Origin of the sequence: Amycolatopsis tolypomycina (assembly GCF_900105945.1) — a bacterium.
Lineage (GTDB): Bacteria > Actinomycetota > Actinomycetes > Mycobacteriales > Pseudonocardiaceae > Amycolatopsis > Amycolatopsis tolypomycina.
In genome coordinates this window covers 3,374,050-3,392,493 of record NZ_FNSO01000004.1, presented here as the reverse complement: position 1 = coordinate 3,392,493, position 18,444 = coordinate 3,374,050, and the positions used below count along the sequence as shown (strand labels likewise).

Annotated in this window: 17 protein-coding genes; 6 read left to right on the top strand and 11 right to left on the bottom strand. The window is 73.1% G+C overall.

Features of this window, described 5'->3' with window-relative positions; genetic code table 11:
• The first annotated feature begins 54 nt into the window (after window positions 1–54).
• The 5 genes from BLW76_RS25590 to BLW76_RS25570 all read left to right on the top strand — a co-directional run bounded on the left by BLW76_RS25590 (window position 55) and on the right by BLW76_RS25570 (window position 4,809).
• Window positions 55–978: an NADP-dependent oxidoreductase gene (locus BLW76_RS25590; RefSeq protein WP_091311710.1), complete on the top strand. Its 924-nt coding sequence runs from the start codon at window positions 55–57 to the stop codon at window positions 976–978.
• 174 nt (window positions 979–1,152) lie between these two features.
• Complete coding sequence (locus tag BLW76_RS25585) at window positions 1,153–2,904, top strand: M6 family metalloprotease domain-containing protein (RefSeq protein WP_091311708.1); 1,752 nt, start codon at window positions 1,153–1,155, stop codon at window positions 2,902–2,904.
• Entirely contained in the window at window positions 2,901–3,629 is a 729-nt protein-coding gene (locus tag BLW76_RS25580; protein WP_091311705.1) for a hypothetical protein, read from the top strand. The genes BLW76_RS25585 and BLW76_RS25580 overlap by 4 nt, the downstream gene beginning before the upstream one ends.
• Complete coding sequence (locus BLW76_RS25575) at window positions 3,626–4,543, top strand: ATP-grasp domain-containing protein (protein ID WP_091311704.1); 918 nt, start codon at window positions 3,626–3,628, stop codon at window positions 4,541–4,543. Before BLW76_RS25580 ends, BLW76_RS25575 begins: the two co-directional genes overlap by 4 nt.
• Window positions 4,510–4,809, top strand: a complete 300-nt coding sequence (locus tag BLW76_RS25570; protein ID WP_091311701.1) for a hypothetical protein — start codon at window positions 4,510–4,512, stop codon at window positions 4,807–4,809. The genes BLW76_RS25575 and BLW76_RS25570 overlap by 34 nt, the downstream gene beginning before the upstream one ends.
• Before the next feature lie 99 nt (window positions 4,810–4,908).
• Here BLW76_RS25570 and BLW76_RS25565 read toward each other — a convergent pair whose 3' ends face one another.
• From BLW76_RS25565 to BLW76_RS25550, 4 genes are all read right to left on the bottom strand, one after another.
• The gene (locus tag BLW76_RS25565; RefSeq protein ID WP_244170304.1) at window positions 4,909–5,628 is read right to left on the bottom strand and encodes an ABC transporter substrate-binding protein; all 720 of its coding nucleotides are present in this window, start codon (window positions 5,626–5,628) and stop codon (window positions 4,909–4,911) included.
• Window positions 5,625–9,923: a protein kinase gene (locus tag BLW76_RS25560; protein ID WP_091311698.1), complete on the bottom strand. Its 4,299-nt coding sequence runs from the start codon at window positions 9,921–9,923 to the stop codon at window positions 5,625–5,627. Before BLW76_RS25560 ends, BLW76_RS25565 begins: the two co-directional genes overlap by 4 nt.
• 5 nt (window positions 9,924–9,928) lie before the next feature.
• Window positions 9,929–10,591 carry a DUF7019 family protein gene (locus tag BLW76_RS25555; RefSeq protein ID WP_091311697.1) on the bottom strand — a complete coding sequence of 221 codons (663 nt, stop codon included), beginning with the start codon at window positions 10,589–10,591 and terminating at the stop codon, window positions 9,929–9,931.
• Between the two features lie 250 nt (window positions 10,592–10,841).
• The gene (locus BLW76_RS25550; protein ID WP_167384735.1) at window positions 10,842–11,459 is read right to left on the bottom strand and encodes a TetR/AcrR family transcriptional regulator; all 618 of its coding nucleotides are present in this window, start codon (window positions 11,457–11,459) and stop codon (window positions 10,842–10,844) included.
• Between the two features lie 95 nt (window positions 11,460–11,554).
• On the opposite strand from BLW76_RS25550, the gene BLW76_RS25545 reads away from it, so the two are divergent.
• Window positions 11,555–12,181: a hypothetical protein gene (locus tag BLW76_RS25545; RefSeq protein ID WP_167384734.1), complete on the top strand. Its 627-nt coding sequence runs from the start codon at window positions 11,555–11,557 to the stop codon at window positions 12,179–12,181.
• Here the strand turns inward: BLW76_RS25545 and BLW76_RS25540 are convergent.
• The 7 genes from BLW76_RS25540 to BLW76_RS25510 are packed head-to-tail and all read right to left on the bottom strand — an operon-like array spanning window position 12,165 to window position 18,242.
• Window positions 12,165–13,856 carry a S8 family serine peptidase gene (locus BLW76_RS25540; RefSeq protein ID WP_091311690.1) on the bottom strand — a complete coding sequence of 564 codons (1,692 nt, stop codon included), beginning with the start codon at window positions 13,854–13,856 and terminating at the stop codon, window positions 12,165–12,167. The two genes, BLW76_RS25545 and BLW76_RS25540, sit on opposite strands and share 17 nt — an antisense overlap.
• Window positions 13,853–14,659, bottom strand: a complete 807-nt coding sequence (gene ddaH / locus BLW76_RS25535) for a dimethylargininase (RefSeq protein WP_244170303.1) — start codon at window positions 14,657–14,659, stop codon at window positions 13,853–13,855. Before ddaH ends, BLW76_RS25540 begins: the two co-directional genes overlap by 4 nt.
• Window positions 14,660–14,676: 17 nt before the next feature.
• The gene (locus tag BLW76_RS25530) at window positions 14,677–15,339 is read right to left on the bottom strand and encodes a DUF6875 domain-containing protein (protein WP_091311688.1); all 663 of its coding nucleotides are present in this window, start codon (window positions 15,337–15,339) and stop codon (window positions 14,677–14,679) included.
• Window positions 15,336–16,712: an FAD-binding oxidoreductase gene (locus BLW76_RS25525; protein WP_091311686.1), complete on the bottom strand. Its 1,377-nt coding sequence runs from the start codon at window positions 16,710–16,712 to the stop codon at window positions 15,336–15,338. The genes BLW76_RS25530 and BLW76_RS25525 overlap by 4 nt, the downstream gene beginning before the upstream one ends.
• The gene (locus tag BLW76_RS25520) at window positions 16,712–17,029 is read right to left on the bottom strand and encodes an avidin-fold protein (RefSeq protein ID WP_091311682.1); all 318 of its coding nucleotides are present in this window, start codon (window positions 17,027–17,029) and stop codon (window positions 16,712–16,714) included. Before BLW76_RS25520 ends, BLW76_RS25525 begins: the two co-directional genes overlap by 1 nt.
• Window positions 17,026–17,430 (bottom strand): cupin domain-containing protein, encoded by a 405-nt coding sequence (locus BLW76_RS25515; protein ID WP_208613379.1) that lies wholly within the window; start codon window positions 17,428–17,430, stop codon window positions 17,026–17,028. The genes BLW76_RS25520 and BLW76_RS25515 overlap by 4 nt, the downstream gene beginning before the upstream one ends.
• 53 nt (window positions 17,431–17,483) lie before the next feature.
• Window positions 17,484–18,242, bottom strand: coding sequence for a LuxR C-terminal-related transcriptional regulator (locus BLW76_RS25510; protein ID WP_091311676.1), 759 nt, complete (start codon window positions 18,240–18,242; stop codon window positions 17,484–17,486).
• Window positions 18,243–18,444 lie beyond the last annotated feature (202 nt).

Below are 18,444 nucleotides of genomic sequence, written 5' to 3'. Positions count from 1 at the left end.
GGATGGCGGCAACGCCCGGAACCACCGGGCCGGTCAGCCGGGAGGCAGCGAAAAATGGGACAGGCGTGGGGTTTCGGCAGGCACGGCGGGCCCGAGGTGCAGGAGTTCTTCGAGCGTCCCGATCCCGCTCCCGGTCGCGGCGAGGTGCTGATCCGGGTCGACGTCGCCGGGGTGAATCCCCTCGACCACCTCGTGCGCTCGGGTCTGGTCCCCGGGCTCGACGGGGGACGTCCGTTCCCCCGCGTGCTGGGCATGGAGGCGGCCGGAACCGTGCTCGCACTGGGCGAGGACACCGACGGGCTCGAGGTGGGTGACGCGGTCTTCGGCTTCGCGCTCACCGGTGGCGGCACCTACGCGGAGACGACGGTGCTGTCCGCACCCAACACCGCGCGCATCCCGGCGGGCCTCTCCCCGACCGTGGCGGCGACGCTTCCGGTGGCCGGGACGACCGCGGTGGACGCGCTCGACCAGCTCGGCCTCCCGGCCGGCGCCACGATCCTGGTCAACGGGGTGGGCGGCGGAGTCGGCCTCGCCGTCGCCCGGCTGGCCGTCGGACGCGAGCTGCGGGTGGTCGGCACCGGGAGCACGGCCAAGCGCGAGCACGCCGAGGCCATCGGAGTCCGGTTCGTCGACTACACCGCCGGGGACGTCGTCGCCGCGGCACGCCACCTGGTTCCGGACGGCTTCGACGGGATCGTCGACCTGGCCGGCGGCGCCTCGCTGCGCACGGTCGCCCCACTGGCCCGGGACGCCCGCAACGTCATCGCCGTGGGTGACATGTCCGTGTCCGAGCTCGGGGGCCGGTTCGTCGAGCGTCGCCTCGACCGGGGGAACCTCGAACGGTCCGCCGGACTGGCCCTCGATGGAGTCCTCGCGCCCGTGGTCACGGCGGTCCACCCGCTGTCCGATGCCCCGGCCGCCCTCGCCACCGTCGAAAAGGGGCACGCCGCGGGGAAGGTCGTGATCAAGGTCGCGTGAGAACGGCCCGGTCGATTAATGTCCGCCCGCCTCCCATCCCGGTGAATTCCGTCGTCGTGGCGGCCGGCGATCACGAATCGATGACTTTTGCCCTCTTCTGCCGCAACCGGTGTATTCCGCCGTCCGGCCCAACGCTCGGAAAGGGGTCCGAGCGGTCACGAGGAGGGCCAAGTCATGGAAACACCGGAACACTGCTTCGTCGCACCCGATCCCGAGCTGGCGGATCGGCTCAAGGAAGGTCTCGACCGCCTGCGGGGCGACGCGCCGGAGACGCTCGCGGGGTTCGTCGGCCCGGCCCGGAAGTCGCGGGCGATCGGCCTCGACGACGGCACGATCATCCCGCCCGACGAATACCCGCTGGGCACGCCGGAGGCGGTCATCCGCAACGCCGCCATGGAACGCGCGCCCCTGCGGGGCAGCGTCCGGGTCATCGTGGTCCTGGTCGACTTCTCCGACAAGCAGCTGACCGCGACCGCCCAGCACTTCCGTGACCTGTTCTTCTCCACCGGTGTGCTGCCGAACGGCAGCGTGAAGGAGTACTACCGCGACGTCACCAACGGGCTGGTCGACATCACCGGCGACGTCGTCGGCACCTACCGGATGCCGCAGACGCTGGCCTGGTACGCCAACGGGAACTTCGGCATCGGCCGGCCGACCGGGACCACCCGCGCGCGCGACCTGGCGCGCGACGCCGCCGTCGCCGCCGATCCGGCGGTGGACTTCGGTCCGTACGACAACGACGGCAACGGGTTCGTCGACGCGTTCATCATCGTCCACGCCGGTCGCGGCGGGGAGCAGACCGGCAGCCCCGGCGACATCTGGTCCCACAAGTGGGTGCTGCCCGCCGCCTACCAGGCCGACACGACGAAGATCTACGGCTACCTGACCATCCCCGAGGACGCGAAGCTCGGCGTCTGCGCCCACGAGCTCGGGCACCTGCTGTTCGGGTTCCCCGACCTCTACGACGTCGACGACACCTCCGAGGGCATCGGCAACTGGTGCCTGATGGCGGGCGGCTCGTGGAACGGCGGCGGCGACGTCCCCGCGCACCCGTCGGCGTGGTGCAAGGCCAACCAGGGCTGGGTTTCGGTCACCGGCGTCACCACCAACCAGACGGTGAGCATCCCCGACGTCAAGACCAGCCACAACGTCCTGCGGCTGTGGAAGGACGGCGGGGCGGGCTCGGAGTACTTCCTGGTCGAGAACCGGCAGAAGACCGGCTACGACGCGCAGCTGCCCGGCGAGGGCCTGCTGATCTGGCACATCGACGACGCCCAGCCGGGCAACACCGACGAGAACCACTACAAGGTCGGGCTGGTGCAGGCGGACGGCAAGCGCGACCTGGAGCTCAAGCACAACCGCGGCGACGCGGGCGACCCGTACCCCGGCAGCTCCGGCAACACGGCGTTCTCGCACACGACGACCCCGAGCTCCGACTCCTACGCCGGGGTCGAGACCTGCGTGTCCGTCACCGGCATCTCGGCGTCGGCGGCGACCATGACGGCGTCGGTGACCGTCCGGTGCGGCAAGAGCATCCTCAAGGACCTCAAGGACCGGCCGAAGGACCGCAAGGATCTCCCGAAGGACCTGAAGGAACCGTGGAAGGACCGCAAGGACGTCCGCAAGGAGTTCAAGGAGCCGCTCAAGGACCGCAAGGACCACATCAAGGAGATCAAGGAGCAGGAGTGGCCGCCCGTCGGCCGCGCGCCCGGCGAGCAGGGTGACCTCGAGTCCGCCGTCGCCGATCTCGCCGCGCGCGTCGCGGCGCTGGAGGGCCAGGCCGCCGAGCCGTTCATCGGCGCGGAGCTGCGGCCGGACCTGATCGGCGGACCGGACTACGGCCAGGAGACCACGTCGGCGGCCGAACGCATGGCGGCCGGGGACGCCGAGGCGAAGCGCGAGTTCGACGCGCCGCCACGGTCATGACGGTCCTGGTACTGGCCGACGACGGGGATTCCGGCGCGGCGGCGGTGGCTTCGGCCGTCGCCGCCCGCCGGGGCGGCTCCGCGGTCACCGTCGTCTCGCCGCGGCGGCTGGCCGTGGCGAGCCGCTGGGTGCACACCGTCGCCCCGGACGGCACCGCCGCGACGGAGATCCGGCTGGCCGGCGGCGGGTGCGTGCCCTGCTCGCCGGCCGCGGTGCTCAACCGGATCGACGGCGTCGCGCCGGTCCGGTTCGCGCGGGCCGGCGCCCGGGACCGCGACTACGCGGCGATGGAGCTGCACGCGCTGTTCGTCAGCTGGCTGGCCGGGCTGCCCTGCCCGGTGGTGAACCCGGTGAACGGCAACGGTTCCGCGGCTTCGGCGGCCCTGCCGTACTGGCTGCTCGCGGCGCGCCGGGCGGGCCTGCCGGTGGTCCACATCGGACGCACCGTCGGCACCCGCGCCGGCCATCGTGCGGCGCCGCCGGCCGCGCGGACCCCGGCGGGCTCGGTCCTGGTCGCCGGGCGGCACACGGCAGGCGCGCTGGCCCGGCGGTTCGGCGACGGCTGTGCCGAGGTCGCGCGGGCCACCGGCTGCCCGCTGCTGGAGTTCCGGTTCGTCCGCGAGGCCGGTGCGGTGCGGCTGTCCGCCGTCGACCCGCGGCCCGGCCTGCACGACCCCGCCGATGTCGCGGTGGTGGCGGGCTACCTGGTGGAGGTGGCGTCGTGATCCTCTTCTACGGCCGGGCCGAGGACACCCCGCTGACCCGCTGCATCGAGACCACCGCCGAGCTGGGCGTGGACCACCGGTTCATCGACCAGGCGGCGCTGCGCCACCACGACCTGTCCGTCCACTACGGACCAGACGGCGCCGGCGGCACGGTCGTCCTCGGCGGCGAACACCTCGATCTTCGCGACGTGACAGCGGTTTACGCGCGGCCCTTGGAGCTGCCGGCCGGCGGGAGCCACGCGGCCGAGTTCAACGACGCGTTCGTCGAATGGCTCGACCTGACCGACGCGCTGGTGGTGAACCGGCCCTCGGCGATGCACTCGAACACGTCGAAGCCGTTCCAGGCGCGGCTGATCGGCGCCGCCGGGTTCACCGTGCCGGACACCCTGGTCACCGACGATCCGGCCGAGGTCACCGCGTTCCGCGCGCGGCACGGGCGGGTGGTGTTCAAGTCCGTCAGCGGAATCCGCTCGATCGTCACCGAGCTCGACGACCGCACCGGCGCGCGGCTCGAGCTGGTCCGGGCGTTGCCGACGCAGTTCCAGGCGTACGTGCCGGGAGTGGACGTGCGGGTGCACGTCGTCGGCGGCGCGGTGTTCCCGACGGAGATCGTCAGCGAGGCGCTGGACTACCGGTACGCGCGCCGGTCCGGGCTGAGCGCGGAGCTGACGGCGGTCGAGCTGCCGGACCCGGTGGCCAAAAGATGCGTGGCGCTCGCCGAGCTGCTGGACTTGTCGCTGTGCGGGATCGACCTGCGCCGCCGCCCCGACGGCGAGTACGTGTGCTTCGAGGTCAACCCGATGCCGGCGTACAGCTACTTCGAGGACGGCGGCGGCCAGCCGATCGGCCGCACGCTGGCCGAGCTGCTCAGGGAGGCGCCATGTCGCAGGTCAGGGACAACCTCACCGCGTTGACCGGCACGATCGAGGCGCGCCGCGCCCATCCGGCGCTGCCGGGCCACGAGGAGGTGCGGATGCGGATCGAGGGCTCGGCACCGGTCGAGGGCAAGGCCGACCTGCTGGCCGCCTCGGCCGGCGACGTCCTCGAGGTCGCGGTGCCCAGGCAGCTGCTGGGCGACGCGCACGCGGGAGCCCGGGTCAAGCTGCGCGCGGCGCGCGGGACGGCCGGGTGGATCCTCGCCGAGCCGCACCCGGAGCCGGGGCAGTTCAGCGTCTCGTAGCCGCCCCGGCCCGCTCCGGACGTCATGAAAGAGTCGTTCATGACGTCCGGTGTCATGAACGACTCTTTCATGACACCGGTGGCCTCCCCCGTGGCGCTGTCAGAGCACCACTTCCAGCGTCACGTCGCCGATGCGGAGGCTCAGCCGGCGGTCGGAGCGGGGCCCGGTCTTCCGGGCGCCCTTCAGGTACTTCGCGAACGCCTTGCGCTGGGCGGGGGTGGCCGACCGCCAGCGCAGTTCCAGCACCGTCCGCACCGGGGGGACGAGCTCCCGCACCCGCTCGTCGAGGCCGGCGAGCCGGGTTTCGTAGTCCTCGTCCGGGCGGTAGACCAGGTCCAGGTCGATCGACGGCTCCGGGCCGCCTGCCTCATGGTGGCAGCTCGCGATCCAGCCGGCGAGCCAGTCGAGCGCGATCCGCACGGAGGACGAGATCTGCTCCTGCCACGCACCGAGGTAGGGCGCGTTCACTGCCTCCGCGGTCACCGCCTCCGGCATCACGATGAAGCCGCGGACGTCGGTCCCGAGCAGCTCGACGTCGATCCGGGGCCACAGTCCGCTCGCGTCGATCCGGAAGCGCGGGAAGTGCCCGGCCATCGCGGTTCCGGTGCGCAGGCGGGCCCAGTTCATCGCGTCGACCGGTGGCCGGTCGGGCGTGTACGGTCCGGTCGTCCGGTGCCCGAGCTCGCCATCGCGCATCATGAACACGGCCTCGAACGCGGTGCCCCGCACGGTCATGCTCACCGGGAAGAACGCCCCGATCTCCGCCATGAACTCCTTGCCGGTGACCAGTACCTCGGTGCCGAACGCCCCCGGGATCATCGCCGCCTCCACCATCTCCGCTTCGCCTGGTCCGGTTCGTCCGGCCGGGTCCCCAAGGTATCCAGCTCGGCTTGGACGGCGCGGGTTTCCGGGTGCTCGGTGCCCAGGCGCAGCCGCCGTTTCCGGAGCACCTCGCGCAGGACCGGCTCGGCCTCGGCCGGCCGGCCGAGCAGGCGGTGCACGCGGGCGAGCCCCACCCGGGCCTCGAGCGTCCGCGCGTCGTCGGGGCCGAAGTGCCGGGTGAGCCGGGGCAGCAGGTCGTCGTAGGTCCGTTCCGCCTCCGCGAGCTCGCCGCGCGCCGACAGCAGCGGCGCGAGGACCGCGGCCGCCTCCAATGTGGCCGGATGGCCGGGGCCCAGGTCCTGGGCGCGTTCCCCGGTGACCGCCCGGGCCAGCGCCAGAGCCTCCGGCTCGCGGTGCAGGTCGGCGAGGACCGCGGCCCAGCCGAGCATCGCGGACTGGGTTTCCAGGTGCCCGGCGTCCCACAGGTGCGAGCGGATGTCGACCACGAGCTGCCACGTCTGCTCGGCCGGCGCCAGGTCGCCCTCGCCGCGCAGGACCGCGGCACACCGGGCGAGCGTCACGAGGTCGTCCTGGAGCTGCTCGGCGAAGAAGCCGGCCCAGAACTCCTCGCCGCGGTTCAGCTCCGCCGGCGGCCGCAGCAGCAGCACCAGCCGTTCGGCGACGCTCGGCGCCCGCGCCGGCTCCCGGGCCGCCGATTCCTCGGCGACGGCGTGCATGTACAGCCGGTACCCGGTGTCGTCCCGCGCGAGGATCTTGCCCAGCTCGCCGGCCAGCTCCAGGCTGCGGGTGACGGCGTTGCGCTCCCGCTCGCCGAGGCGGGCGAACGTCTCGACGAGCGCCGGACGGCTGTCCGCGCGGGTCGGCAGCGGGACGGCGACCTCGGCCCGCAGCTCGTCGAACGCGGGCTCGGCTTCCGGTCCCAGGACGCCGGTCGCCGCGGCGAAGTCGTACTCCCAGTCCAGGGCCCAGGTCAGCAGGCGCCCGCCTTCGTCGCCGGCGAGGAGCAGCGCGCCGTCCGGGGCCAGCGCGACGTCGGTGACCACGTCCGAGAAGCCGGTGAAGGCACGCAGCTGCCGTCCGGTCGTGAGGTCCCACAGCCGGGCCGTCCGGTCCTCCCCGCCCGAGGCCGCGAGCCGGAAGTCCGGGACGACGGCCAGCTGCCGCACGACGGCGGCGTGCCCGGTCAGGACGTGGACGCAGCTCGCGGCCGCGACGTCCCACAGCCGGACGGTGCCGTCGACCGAACCGGACAGCACGTGGCGCCCGTCCGGGCTCATGACGACGTCGGTCACCGCGTCCGTGTGCCCGGTGAGCACCACCTCGCACTGCCCGTCGGCCAGCCGCCAGACGCGCACCGCGGCGTCGGCGCCCCCGGTGACGACGAACCGGGCGTCGTCGCTGAACCGGGCCGTGCCGATCCACTCGTGGTGCCCGCGCAGCACCCACTGCAGCTCGCCCGCGGCCAGGTCCCAGACCTTCACGCTGACGTCCTGGCCGAGCGAGAGCGCGTAGCGGTGATCGGCGCTGACGGCGACGTTCTGCATCGCCTGCGCGTGCGCCTCCCAGCGGCCGAGGGCCCGGCCGCTGCCGACGTCCCAGGCCGCGACCACGCCGTCGGCGGTGCCCGACAGCACGACCCGGCCGTCCTCGCTGATCGCGACGTAGTAGACCCGGTCGCGCGGGCTGGTGAACAGCTGGACGATCCGCCCGTCGCGCGGCCGCCAGGCGACGACCCGGCCGTCCTCGCCGCCGGACACCGCGAGCCGGCCGTCGGCGGTCATCGCCGCGGCACTGAGGTGCCCGGTGTGCAGGCTGAGCGTGTGCAGCAGTTCGCCCGTCTCGACGTCGAAGACCCACGCCTCGGAGGCGTTCCCGTTGCGGGCGAGCGCGGTGGGGCTGCGGCCGCTGAACTCCAGCGCCCACGACGCGCGTCCCGCGGGGTCGATCCGGCCCGCCGCCCAGGCGTCGGCCAGCGCGGTCCGGCGGCCGAGGGCGCCCAGTCGCCGCCAGAGGCGCACCGGCTCCGCGTGCCGCCGGTACCCGGGCAGCGCCCGGGCCGCGCGGATCCGGTCCGCGGCGTCGCCGAGCCGCCCGGCGCCGGCCAGTTCGGCCGCTTCGGCCACCAGCTCGGTGGCGCGGGCGGCCGTGGCGGCGACGTCCGGGGCCGCGTGCGGGCGGACGTAGCTCCAGGGTGCCGGCGGCCCGGCGGGCGGCAGGTGCCACACCCGCACGGACTTCCCTTCGGCGGTCACGGCGACCCGCCCGGCCGCGCTGAGCACGACCTGCTTGGTGCCGGGCACGGAGTCGAGGGACAGCCGGCACCGGCCGGTGTCCAGGTCCCACACCCGCGACGGCTCGGTGCGGCCGCCGCTGGAGAACCCGACGGTGCCGTCGAGGTTGACGGCGAGCCTGCCGAAGCCGGTCCCGAGGTCTCGCAGGGGTTCGCCGGAGGGCAGCGCGACCAGGCGGACGTCGGTGCTGCCGAGGCCGGTGACGGCGAGCCTGCCGTCGCCACTGAACCGCGCCGCCATCCGCGTCCCGTCGAACCGGTGCACCAGCTCCCCGGTGCGGACGTCGTACACCGAGCAGGTGCTGCGCCGGTGGTCGACGACGGAGCACAGGGTGCCGTGCGCGCCGAGGACCTCCGCCTTCTGGTCGAACTCCCGGACGGCCACGGGTTCACCGGTTTCGAGGTCCCAGGTGACGGTCTCCCCGTCGAAGCCGCTGGTCACGGCGTGGCGCTGGTCCGCGGTCAGCGCGACCAGGCCCACCCAGCCGGGGTGGCCGGGCAGTTCGAACCCGGTTGCGGCGGCCAGGTCGAGGACGAGCGCCCGGCCGACGCCCCCGCCGACGACCACGAGCTGCCCGTCGTCCCGCACCGCCAGCGCCGACGCGCGGTAGCCGTCGAGGTGCAGCTCCTGACGGCATTCCCGGGCCGCGAGGTCCCAGATCCGCAGCCCGCCGGACCCGTCGGCCGACACCGCGACCTGGCCGTCCGGGGTCACCGCCAGTGCGGTGATCCAGTCTTCGTGCTCCCCCGGCAGGAGGGCCTGCGCGGGCGCCGGCGCGTATTCGACCGACCCGAGCTCGGCGGTGACCTGCGCATCCCCGGGCGCCCGCGCGACGGCGTCGCGCAGCAACGCGGCCGCCGCGACCGGGTCGCCGCGTTCGCGGTGCACCAGGGCGAGCAGGTGCTCCCCCACGCCGTCGCCCGGCTCGCCGAACCGCAGGGACTCCAGCTCGTCGACCAGTTCGGCGTCGGTGCGCAGCCCGGTCCGCCACCGGTGCAGGCCGCGGTTGTAGCGGGCGTGCGGGTGGTGCGGATCGGCCTGCAGCGCCCGGGTCCACAGCTCTTCGGCGCTGTCGCGGCGGCCGAGGTCCAGCAGGGACAGGGCGTGGTTGGACAGGCCGTCGGCGAGCAGCGTCGCCGACGGCGGCACGCTGCGGGAGTACGGGCCGACTTCCCGCTCGTGCACCCGGACCAGGCGTTCCGCGAGCGGCCCGAACCGGCCGGGCCGCGCGGCCGGGTCCTCGGCGAAGCACTCGCGCAGCAGGTCGGCCACCTCGCCGGGCATCGGGAGGGCGGCGTCACCGGCGGAGCTCTCGAGGACGCCACCGGCTGCGGGCCCGTGCTCGTGCGGCCGCCTGCCGAGGAACATTTCGAGGACGGTGACCGCCCAGGACCAGACGTCCGTGGCCGTGGTGAGCCCGCGCAGCGACCGCGCCTGTTCGGGCGAGCAGTATTCGGGCGTCAGGCCGCCGCGCTCGTCGGACGGATCGGCGCCGGCCATGCCGAAGTCGGTGACCTTCACCGTGCCGTCGCGGGCGAGCATCACGTTGGCGGGCTTGACATCCCGGTGCACGACGCCGTTTTCGTGCGCGTGGTCGAGCCCCCACGCGGCCTGGATGGCGACGTCCAGCAGCGCCCCGAGACCGCGCTCGTGGAGGCTCCGGCTCCGGACGGCCTCGGCCAGGCTGCCGCCGTCGACCCACTCCGCGAAGACCCGCGGCACGCCGTCGAGGGTGCGGACGTAGACGCAGTTCGCGATGTGCGGGTGCAGGCCGAGCCCGACCCACACCTCGGCTTCCCGTTCGAAGTCCCGGACGGCTTCCGGCGAGCGGAGCAGGGCCCGCCGCGGCGTCTTCACCGCCAGGTCGACGTCCCAGCCGCGGTGCCGCACCTGGTGCACGAGCCCGCGGCCGCCGGTGCGCACGACGTCCAGGACCTCGTACAGGTCGAGGATCACGTCACCGCGGCGCCACACCTCCATCGGCGTCAGTCGACGGTGGCCACGTACAGCGGGGTCCCCAGCAGCACGGACTTGGCGGAGCCGTCCGGGCTGTCGCCGTGCAGCAGGCGCTTCGCGACGAACTCCACGTTCTGCGCCGGCCACCGCAGGCTCCCGACGGCGCCCTGGACCCGCGCGAGCGCGGCACGGTCGGCCCGGTCGAGGTCGCTGTCGAGCGCGTCGGCGACGTACTCGTCCTCCAGTTCCGAGGTGACGCCGAGGCCGTCGAGCATCGAGGCCATCATGGAGCGCCCGACCCCGTGCGCGGCGGCGTCCGGGACGGAGTCGCACACGTGCCGGGCCGAGCCGCCCAGCCCGACGACGGTGTCGTCGCTGCGCCCGCCGAAGAACACCAGCGAGCCGGTCGGATCACCGGGGAACGCGCCCCAGCGCATCGGCAGCAGGCCCCAGAAGAACTGCCCCGGCTCGTCGACCGAGCCGAGATCACCGTGGTCACGCAGGTACTCGACGACGGTCAGCAGGCGGCTGTACCGGTTGTCGGCGGGTGACTCGCCGGTGCGCTTGGCCGACAGCACCTTGAGGTCGACGCCCACTTCGAGCTTGCGTTTCGCCCCCGCCCTCGGGTCGATCTGGGGCAACAGCATGTCGACCTTGCTGTCGCTCACGTAGACGTAGTAGCTGTACGACATCGCCGGCTTCCCTCCCAGGCTCGCGGCCCGGTCAAGCCTAGCGACCGGCCGGGGCCGGCGGACGGGACCGCCCGCCACCCCGCGTGCAACCGGTGATTGCGGACCTGGATCCGGCCCACGCTGTCGTTCTGCAAGTAGTGTCGCGCGTCCGAGGTTCGTTGACACCGGCCCGGCGACTCCCCCGAGCGTCTCGACCGGCGAACAAGGTGCGACGCGCGATCAACGAATCTCGTCGACGAAGGCGCTGCCGTCAGGGGGTCGCGGTGTAGAGCGTCGCCCGGATGATGTCGGTCAGTGCTTCCACCACGTTCTCGTCCTGGGCCGGGTCCGTGGTGCGGACCAGCTGGTAGCCCGCGCGCTCGACCATCCAGGTGAGGAGCGCCGCGGTCTCGGCCGGGCGGACCCGGCGCATCACGCCCGCCGCCTGGCCGCGCTCGATCGCCTCGCGGGTGGCGTTGATGATCGACTGCATCAGCGTGCGCACCTCGGCCGCGACCGTCGGGTCGTACGCCGCTGTTTCGGTGATGATCGTGAAGGCCGCCGCGCGGCGGCGGTACACCTCGACGATCGCCGTGATGGCCGCGGTGAGGCCGGCCGGGTCGGCCGTCGCCCACCAGGTGGCCGACACCTCGCGGAGCTCGGCCAGCACCGTGGTGGCGAGCCGGCGGACCAGGTCGCCCTTGTCCTCGAAGTGGACGTAGAACGTGGACCGGGAGATGCCCGCCGCCGCGGCGAGGCGCTCCACGCTCAGCTCGGTGAAGCCGTCGCCCTGGGCGACGAGCTCCTCGGTGGCCGCGAACAGGCGCCGCTCCAGCTCTTCGCGGCGGTTCTGCCGCCTGCTGCCCGCGGGCCGGGTTACTGAAGGCACGGCCGGAGCATACCCGGACAGCAAATCTGGACACTGTGTCTTGACGCAGTGTCCGACGTCGGCGCATCCTGGGCCGAACGAGCCTGGGAGGCGCTGTGCCGGTGTGGTGGGTCCTGTGGGGAATCGGCGTCGTGAACATCGCCGTGGTGTTCGCGAGTGTGGTGGTGTACGGGCGGTCCCGGCGGATTTCCCGGATCGGCAAGCAGCTTCTGGCAAGGGACGAAGTGCTCGACCTGATCCGGGACGGCTTGGTGCGCTCCTTCACGCGGCGGCACGGCGTTCTCGAGGTGTCCCTCCACCCCCGGGCGACCAAGCACAGGGACCTGTGGGAACGCCGCGCCCACCCGCAGGACTACCTGGCGTTCGTGACGGCCGCCGACGTGCTGCTCGCCGACGGCCGGGTGATCTACTACGCCGACGAAACCGGCCAGGGCCCGTCGTCGATCAACTACCGGTGGATCACCTTCGCGGAAGCCGCCGCGCTCCTCGGCGCGGACAAGGTCTCGGAATTCGTCCGCGGCGCGGATCCCGGCGACGGCCGGACGGCGTTCCACGGGACGCCCACCGGCATCGGGCTGGCCGACTACGGCTGGGGACGCCGGATCGAAGTCGCCCCGGCGCAGGCCGCGGCGCTCGTGCCGCTGGCCCGCGCCGCCCAGGCCACGCACCGGAGACTGCAGTTCCGGGTTGACGGCAGCTGGGAGGTCACGGCCGGCGGGTGACGGCCGACCAGGCGTCGACCGCGCCGTGGCCGTAGAAGCCGTTGAACGCGGCGTCGCCCTCACAGGTCGCCGTGTACGAGGCGTCCCGGCCTTCCTTCAAGTAGTCCACTGTGCGCGGGACCGGGCACGCGATCTTCGACGCCGTTTCCTCGAGGATCCGCTGCACCACGTCCGGGTTCAGCCCGAACCCGCCGCCCGTCGGCCGGCCGTGCTGCGACACGATCAGTGCCGCGACGCCGGCCGCGTGCGGGGCCGCCATCGACGTGCCCTGCAGCCAGCGGAAGTAGCCGGCGCGCCCGTCGGCCGCCGTCTCCTTCCGGATGCCCACCGCGGCACCCGCGGGTGTGATGTTCCCGGCCGCGTCGATGTACCCCGCGGCCACGCCGGCGCTGCGCGCGTAGGTCGAGAGGATCTCGTTGTCGCGGCTGTCGTACCACGGCGTCCCGAAGTAGTCGCGTTTGTACCCGCCCGGCGCCGACACGGAGATCTGCTCGACGCCGTAGTTCGAGTAGTCCGCTTTCGCCTGGGACGGCCCGAATCCGGCCACGCCGATCGTGTGCGGTCCTTCGAGTGGCAGCGTCAGGCAGGTCGCGTTGTCCACCGTGCGCGGGTGCGCGCTGTTCGACGGGAAGTCGGGGCTCGTCGCGTCCGGCTGCGGCGCGGCCAGGTCGCTGTGCTGGTTGCCCAGCGCGACCACGATCGTGACGCCCTTGCGGTGCGCGTAGTTCAGGGCGCGTTTCGTCGCCTCGATGACCGTGCGCTGCTCGGCCTGTTCCGCGGGGGAATCCGCCGGGTTGGCCGGGCAGTTGAACAGCCACGGGTCGATGTAGAAGGACATGTTCACCACGTCGATGCCCGCGTCGCCGGCGTAGGTCAGCGCGTCGACCGTCGGCTGCAGGAAGTAGAAGCCCGAGTCCTGCGCCGCGCGGAGGTTCACCAGCGTCACGTTCGGCGCGACACCGGAGACCCCGAAGCCGTTCGCGGCCGCCGCGATGGTGCCGGCGAGGTGGGTGCCGTGCCCGTTGCCGTCGACGTCGACCGGGTCCACGCAGCCGCGGTACTCGCACGGCCCGTCCACCGGCACGCCGTTGCCGTCGGCGACGATGTCCTTGGTGAAGTTGCGGGACGCCGCGCGGTCGAAGTTCGGCGCGAGGTCCGGGTGCGTGCCGTCGATGCCGGAGTCGATGACGCCGACCTTGACCCGCCGGTCGCCGGGCTGCACCGTGCGCGCGAGGTCCGACCGCACGGACTTCAGGCCCCAGAGCCGGTCGTCGAGCGGGTCGAGGCCGGCGGACGACCCCGGCCGAGGCGCGGCGCGGCCGGGGTCCGCCTCGACGACATCGGGTTTGGGCACGGCCTTGCCGCTCTTCGGCACCGTGCCGATCGACTTCGCCTTGGCGGCGCCGAACACCGCGCGGTCGCCGGAGACCCGTTCGAGGAACCCGCCGGCGGGCGCGGCCGCGGTGATCAGGCCGGCCGCCGCGTTGCTCGTGACGACCGTGCCGCCCGCCGCCCAGATCGCCTTCTCGGCCGCCGCCACGTCGTACCCGCCGGCACCTTCACGAGCCAGGACGGAGAACTCGGAGACCGGCAGCGGTGGCTGGGCCGACGTGGCGGGCACGGCGATCGCGCCCAGCAACGGCACGGCGAGGGCCAGTGCGAGTGATCTGTTCAATGCTCTTCTCCCCCGTGACGCAGTTCCAGCGTGCAGCACTTGACGCTGCCGCCCCCCTTGAGCAGCTCCGACAGGTCGGCGCCGATCGGCTCGAAGCCCCGCTCGCGCAGCTGCGCCATCAGCCGCGTGGCCGCCTGGGGCAGGATGACGTGCCGGCCGTCAGAAACGGCGTTCAGGCCGAACACCGCGGTGTCGGCGGCCGAGGCGACGACGGCGTCCGGGTACAGCTGTTCGAGCCGGCGCCTGCTGTCTTCGCTGAACGCCTCCGGCGCGTACACGATCACGTCGTCGGCCAGCACGGCCAGCGCGGTGTCCAGGTGGTAGTAGCGCGGATCGGTCAGCGTGAGACCCACCACCGGCAGGCCGAAGAACGCCGCGGCCTCGGCGTGCGCCCGGGGGTCGGTCCGGAACCCCGAGCCGGCCAGGATCCGGGGGCCGGCGACGAGGAAGTCGCCTTCGCCCTCGTTGGCCCACCGCGCCTGCCGGACGTCCCGGTACCCGTGGCCGGCGAACCACTTCAGGTACGCCACGGACTCCCCACGACGCTGCCGGTGGCGGAAGCGCGCGACGAGCACCCGGCCGTCGACCACGGTGGCGCCGTTGGCCGCGTACACCATGTCCGGCAGTCCCGGCACCGGGTCGAGCAGGTCCACCCGGTGGCCGAGGTCGAGGTAGAGGTCCCGCAGCCAGTCCCACTGCGCGACCGCCAGTCCGGCGTCGGTCGGCTTGCCGGGGTCCATCCACGGGTTGATCGAGTACGCGACGTCGAAGTACGCCGGTCTGACCATGAGGTAGTGCCGCAAAGTCTCTCCTGGGGTGCTCAGGCCGTCTGCAACGACTTCTCGGTGCCCACCAGCCGCTTGACCAGCTGCGCGCGGATGCGGGGCGGGATGTCCGGGGCGAACCGCCGGAAGTAGCTCTCGGCGTGCGCGGTGCTGCCCATCAGGAACGGCAGGTCGAACACGACCAGCTTGCGCACGGCCAGCAGCGGCACCGGCGCGCGCAGCGCCTTGAAGCCGTCGTTCCACAGGCCGGGCTGGTCGCACACCGGGTGGAACTGCCCGATCATCAGCCCGTCGGCGACGAACCCGTCCTTGGCCTCGCGCTGCAGGTCGTCCAGCGGGGTGGCGTCGTGGCGGTCCAGCTGCGGCAGCACGAGCAGGATCGTCAGCAGTTCCCGGTGCTCCGGCGCGATGCCTGCCGAGAGCCGCTCGTACCACGTGCGCAGGCTCCCGACCGCGGCGTGGACGTCGACGTCGCCGGGCGCGGCGCTCAGCGCGGCCAGGTGGAAGAGTCCTTTGTGGAGCGACGGCTGGGTGTACGGGCACACCGGGCCCTTCCGGCCGAGGTCCGGGTGCGGGGACACCAGGTACCGCCACGCCCAGGCGAGGATCTCGCGCAGGTGCGGGAGGTGCTCGGCCGGGACGGCGCCGGCCGTGACCTCGGCCGCCGTCCAGATGTGCACCTTGTCGTCGCCGATCATGAGCCGATGCTTTGCGCGAAGGTGAAGACCCCGTCCGGATCGACCTGCTCCTTGATCCGCGCCAGCCGCGGGTAGTTGACGCCGTAGTAGGCGGTGCGCCAGTCCGCGAGGTCCGGGTCGGTGAAGTTCTGGAAGGCGCCGGCGGACACGTACGGCGCCATCGCCTCCCCCAGGTCCGCCAGCCAGCGGAGGTTGGCCTCGACCACGGCCGGGTCGTCGTCCGTGGCCCACGAGGTGTCCATGGCCAGCAGGAACATCGTGTCGCGGTGGACGAAGGCGGTGTCCGTCGCGCCCACGCGGTTGATCGCCCCGCCCCAGGAGAACAGGGCGGCGCCGCCGCCGTCGGGGTTGCCGCTGCCGGGACGGCGTTCGACGAAGCCGAGCATCGTGGCGATCGCCTCGTCGGGCAACGGCCGGGTGACGATGTTCGTGCGGGCCGCGAACGCGCCCTCGGCGGTCTCGTGCCGGAGGTCGTCCTTGGCCTGCCAGAAGGTCCGGTCCTCGATGACCGCGCGGACCGGCGGCGCGACCGACAGCACCGGGTCGAGGATCTCCCGCAGGTCCGCGGCCGGCCCGAGGTGCTGCCCGATGGCCGACACGATCGTGTCCCCACCGGCCTTGCTGACGCCGATCCGGGCCGCGAACTCGTCCGGGGCGAGCCGCACGGTGTCCTGCAGGACGGAGAAGACCTTGGCCGCGTCCGCGCCGTCCCACAGCAGTACGTAGGTGGCGCAGTCGGTCACCGGCCGCGCCTGGAAGGTGAAGGACACGTTGACGCCGAAGTTCCCGCCGCCCCCGCCGCGGCACGCCCAGAACAGGTCGGCGTCATTCTCGGCGTCGCAGTGCCGCAGCTGCCCGTCCGCGGTGACGATCGTGGTCGCGACGAGCGCGTCGGCGGTCAGCCCGTACACACGGGACGTGGCCCCGCACCCGCCGCCGAGGGTGAGCCCGCCGATGCCGACGGTGGCGCTGTTGCCCAGTGCGAAGGCCATCTCGCAGGGTTCGATGGCGGCGTAGACGTCCGTCATCAGCGCGCCGCCCCCGGCCGTCACGAGCCCGGTGGCGCCGTCGGCCGTCACCGTGTTCAGCGCGCCGAGGTCGAGGACGAGGCCGGTGCCTGCCGAATGACCGGCGAAGCTGTGCCCGCCGCCGCGGGCGACGACGTCGACGCCGGTGTCGCGCGCCCAGGCGATGGCGCGCTGCACGTCCGCGGCGCCGGCCACGGACACCACGCCGGCCGGGGTGATCCCGGCGAACCGCTTGTTGAACGGCGAACTCGCGGCGCGGAACCCGGCCTCGCCGGGCCGGCGCACGCGGCCGGTCACCGCGCGCTCGAGACGTCGCCAGTCCGCGTCGGAGGGGCGCCGGGACACTAGCTCACCTCGTCGAGGTAGGAGACGCCGGTGGCGGCGTGCGGGCCGTAGCGCTCCCACACCTCGCGCAGCCGCAGCCTGCCGTCTTCGGCGACCTCCGGGGTGTTCACCGTGTGCCCGCAGATCACCTCGCCGGTGGCCAGCACCACCGTGTAGCCGAGGTGGAGGACGCCGTCCTCCCGCTGGGTGCCGGCGAGCGCGCCGCGCCGCACCTCTCCCCCGGCGAACTCCGCCCAGACGACGTCGTCCTCCTGCCGGTACACGGCCACGGCCTCGGCGCCGGCCTTGCGGAACTTCCGCCCGTCGTAGTCGATCACGCCGGCCCCGCCTCACCGGCGTCGTGGGCGGCGAACTCGGCCGACATCTCCCGGTCCCACCAGATCGCGTAGTAGGAGAAGTCTTCGCCGTGGGCGGGGTCGTTGACGAGGTGGTGCTCGATGCCCGGCTTCAGGAAGACGATGTCCCCGGCCGCGAACGCGTGCCGCCGGTCACCTGTGACAACTTCGGCGCGCCCGGCCATGCCGATGAAGATCTCGTGCTCGTGGTGTGCGTGTGCCACCGACGCGTCGCCAGGGCGCAGCACGCACCAGGCCCCGCGGAACGGCGCGGTGAGCCCGTCCCACGGGTAGAGCAGCTTCATGTCGAGGCCGTACGCCCGCGTCAGGTGCTCGGGCTCCAGCCTGCGGATGTCCACGAGGGCAAGGTCCTGTTCAGTCACATCCCACTCCGATCAGCGCGGTCCGGCGGTCGGGCGTCCGACGCCGACCGACGCTAGGTCGGGCCGGTTTCCCGGCGATAGGGGAACTGTTCCCGATCGCCGGTGAATTCCCCGCGGCCGAGTCCCGCGTCGCGAGCCAGCACTATCGCCTGTGCCCGATCGGCTACTCCGAGTTTCGTGAAAATTGCCGACACGCGATTGCTGATGGTCTTGGACGCGAGCCCGAGATCGCGCGCGATCACCGCGTTCGACCGGCCGGCGGCGATGCGGTCGAGCACCTGCCGTTCCCGGGTCGTCAATTGCGGAAAGGGATACGGCTCGGGACCTCCGCCCCGCACCAATGCGCTGAACCGGGCGGCGATCGCCCGGCCGACGATCGCCTCGCCCGCGGCCACGACCCGCACCCCGCGCACGAGCTGCTCGGCGTCGGCACCCTTGACCAGGTACCCGCGCGCGCCGGCGTGGATCGCCGTCCGGACGGCGGTGTCGTCGTCGGCCGAACTCAGCACGAGGACCTTCGTTCCCGGTGACACCAGGGAAACCCGGCCGATCACGTCGCCCGGCCCCGATCCGCCGAGCAGCGGATCCACGACCAGCACGTCCAGCCGGTGCCGGGCGGTCTCCGCGAGCACCCCGTTCGCCGTGGCCGCCTCGCCGACCACGTACACCCCGCCGGCGCGCTCCAGCGCGGCCCGCACCCAGTGGCGCACCGACGGCTGCGGGTCGGCGAGCAGCACGGTCACCGGCGCGGGGTCCAGGTGTTCGGCCGGCCACAGCCGAACGGTGTTGCCGAAATCGGTGGCCTGACTCATCGTTCCCCCTACGTCGACCGCTGCCGATCCGTTCCGATCGGCTCCTCCCGGTGGAAGCACGTGTACACCTTTCGTATCGGACGGCTGAGTGGCTTCGTTAGGGATAATTGATCGCAATCAATGTTCTTGATCGCAATCAATTCGCCGCGATCACTCCGATCGGCGCAACCGAGGGGCGGCGGCGACCCGGCAAGATTCCCCG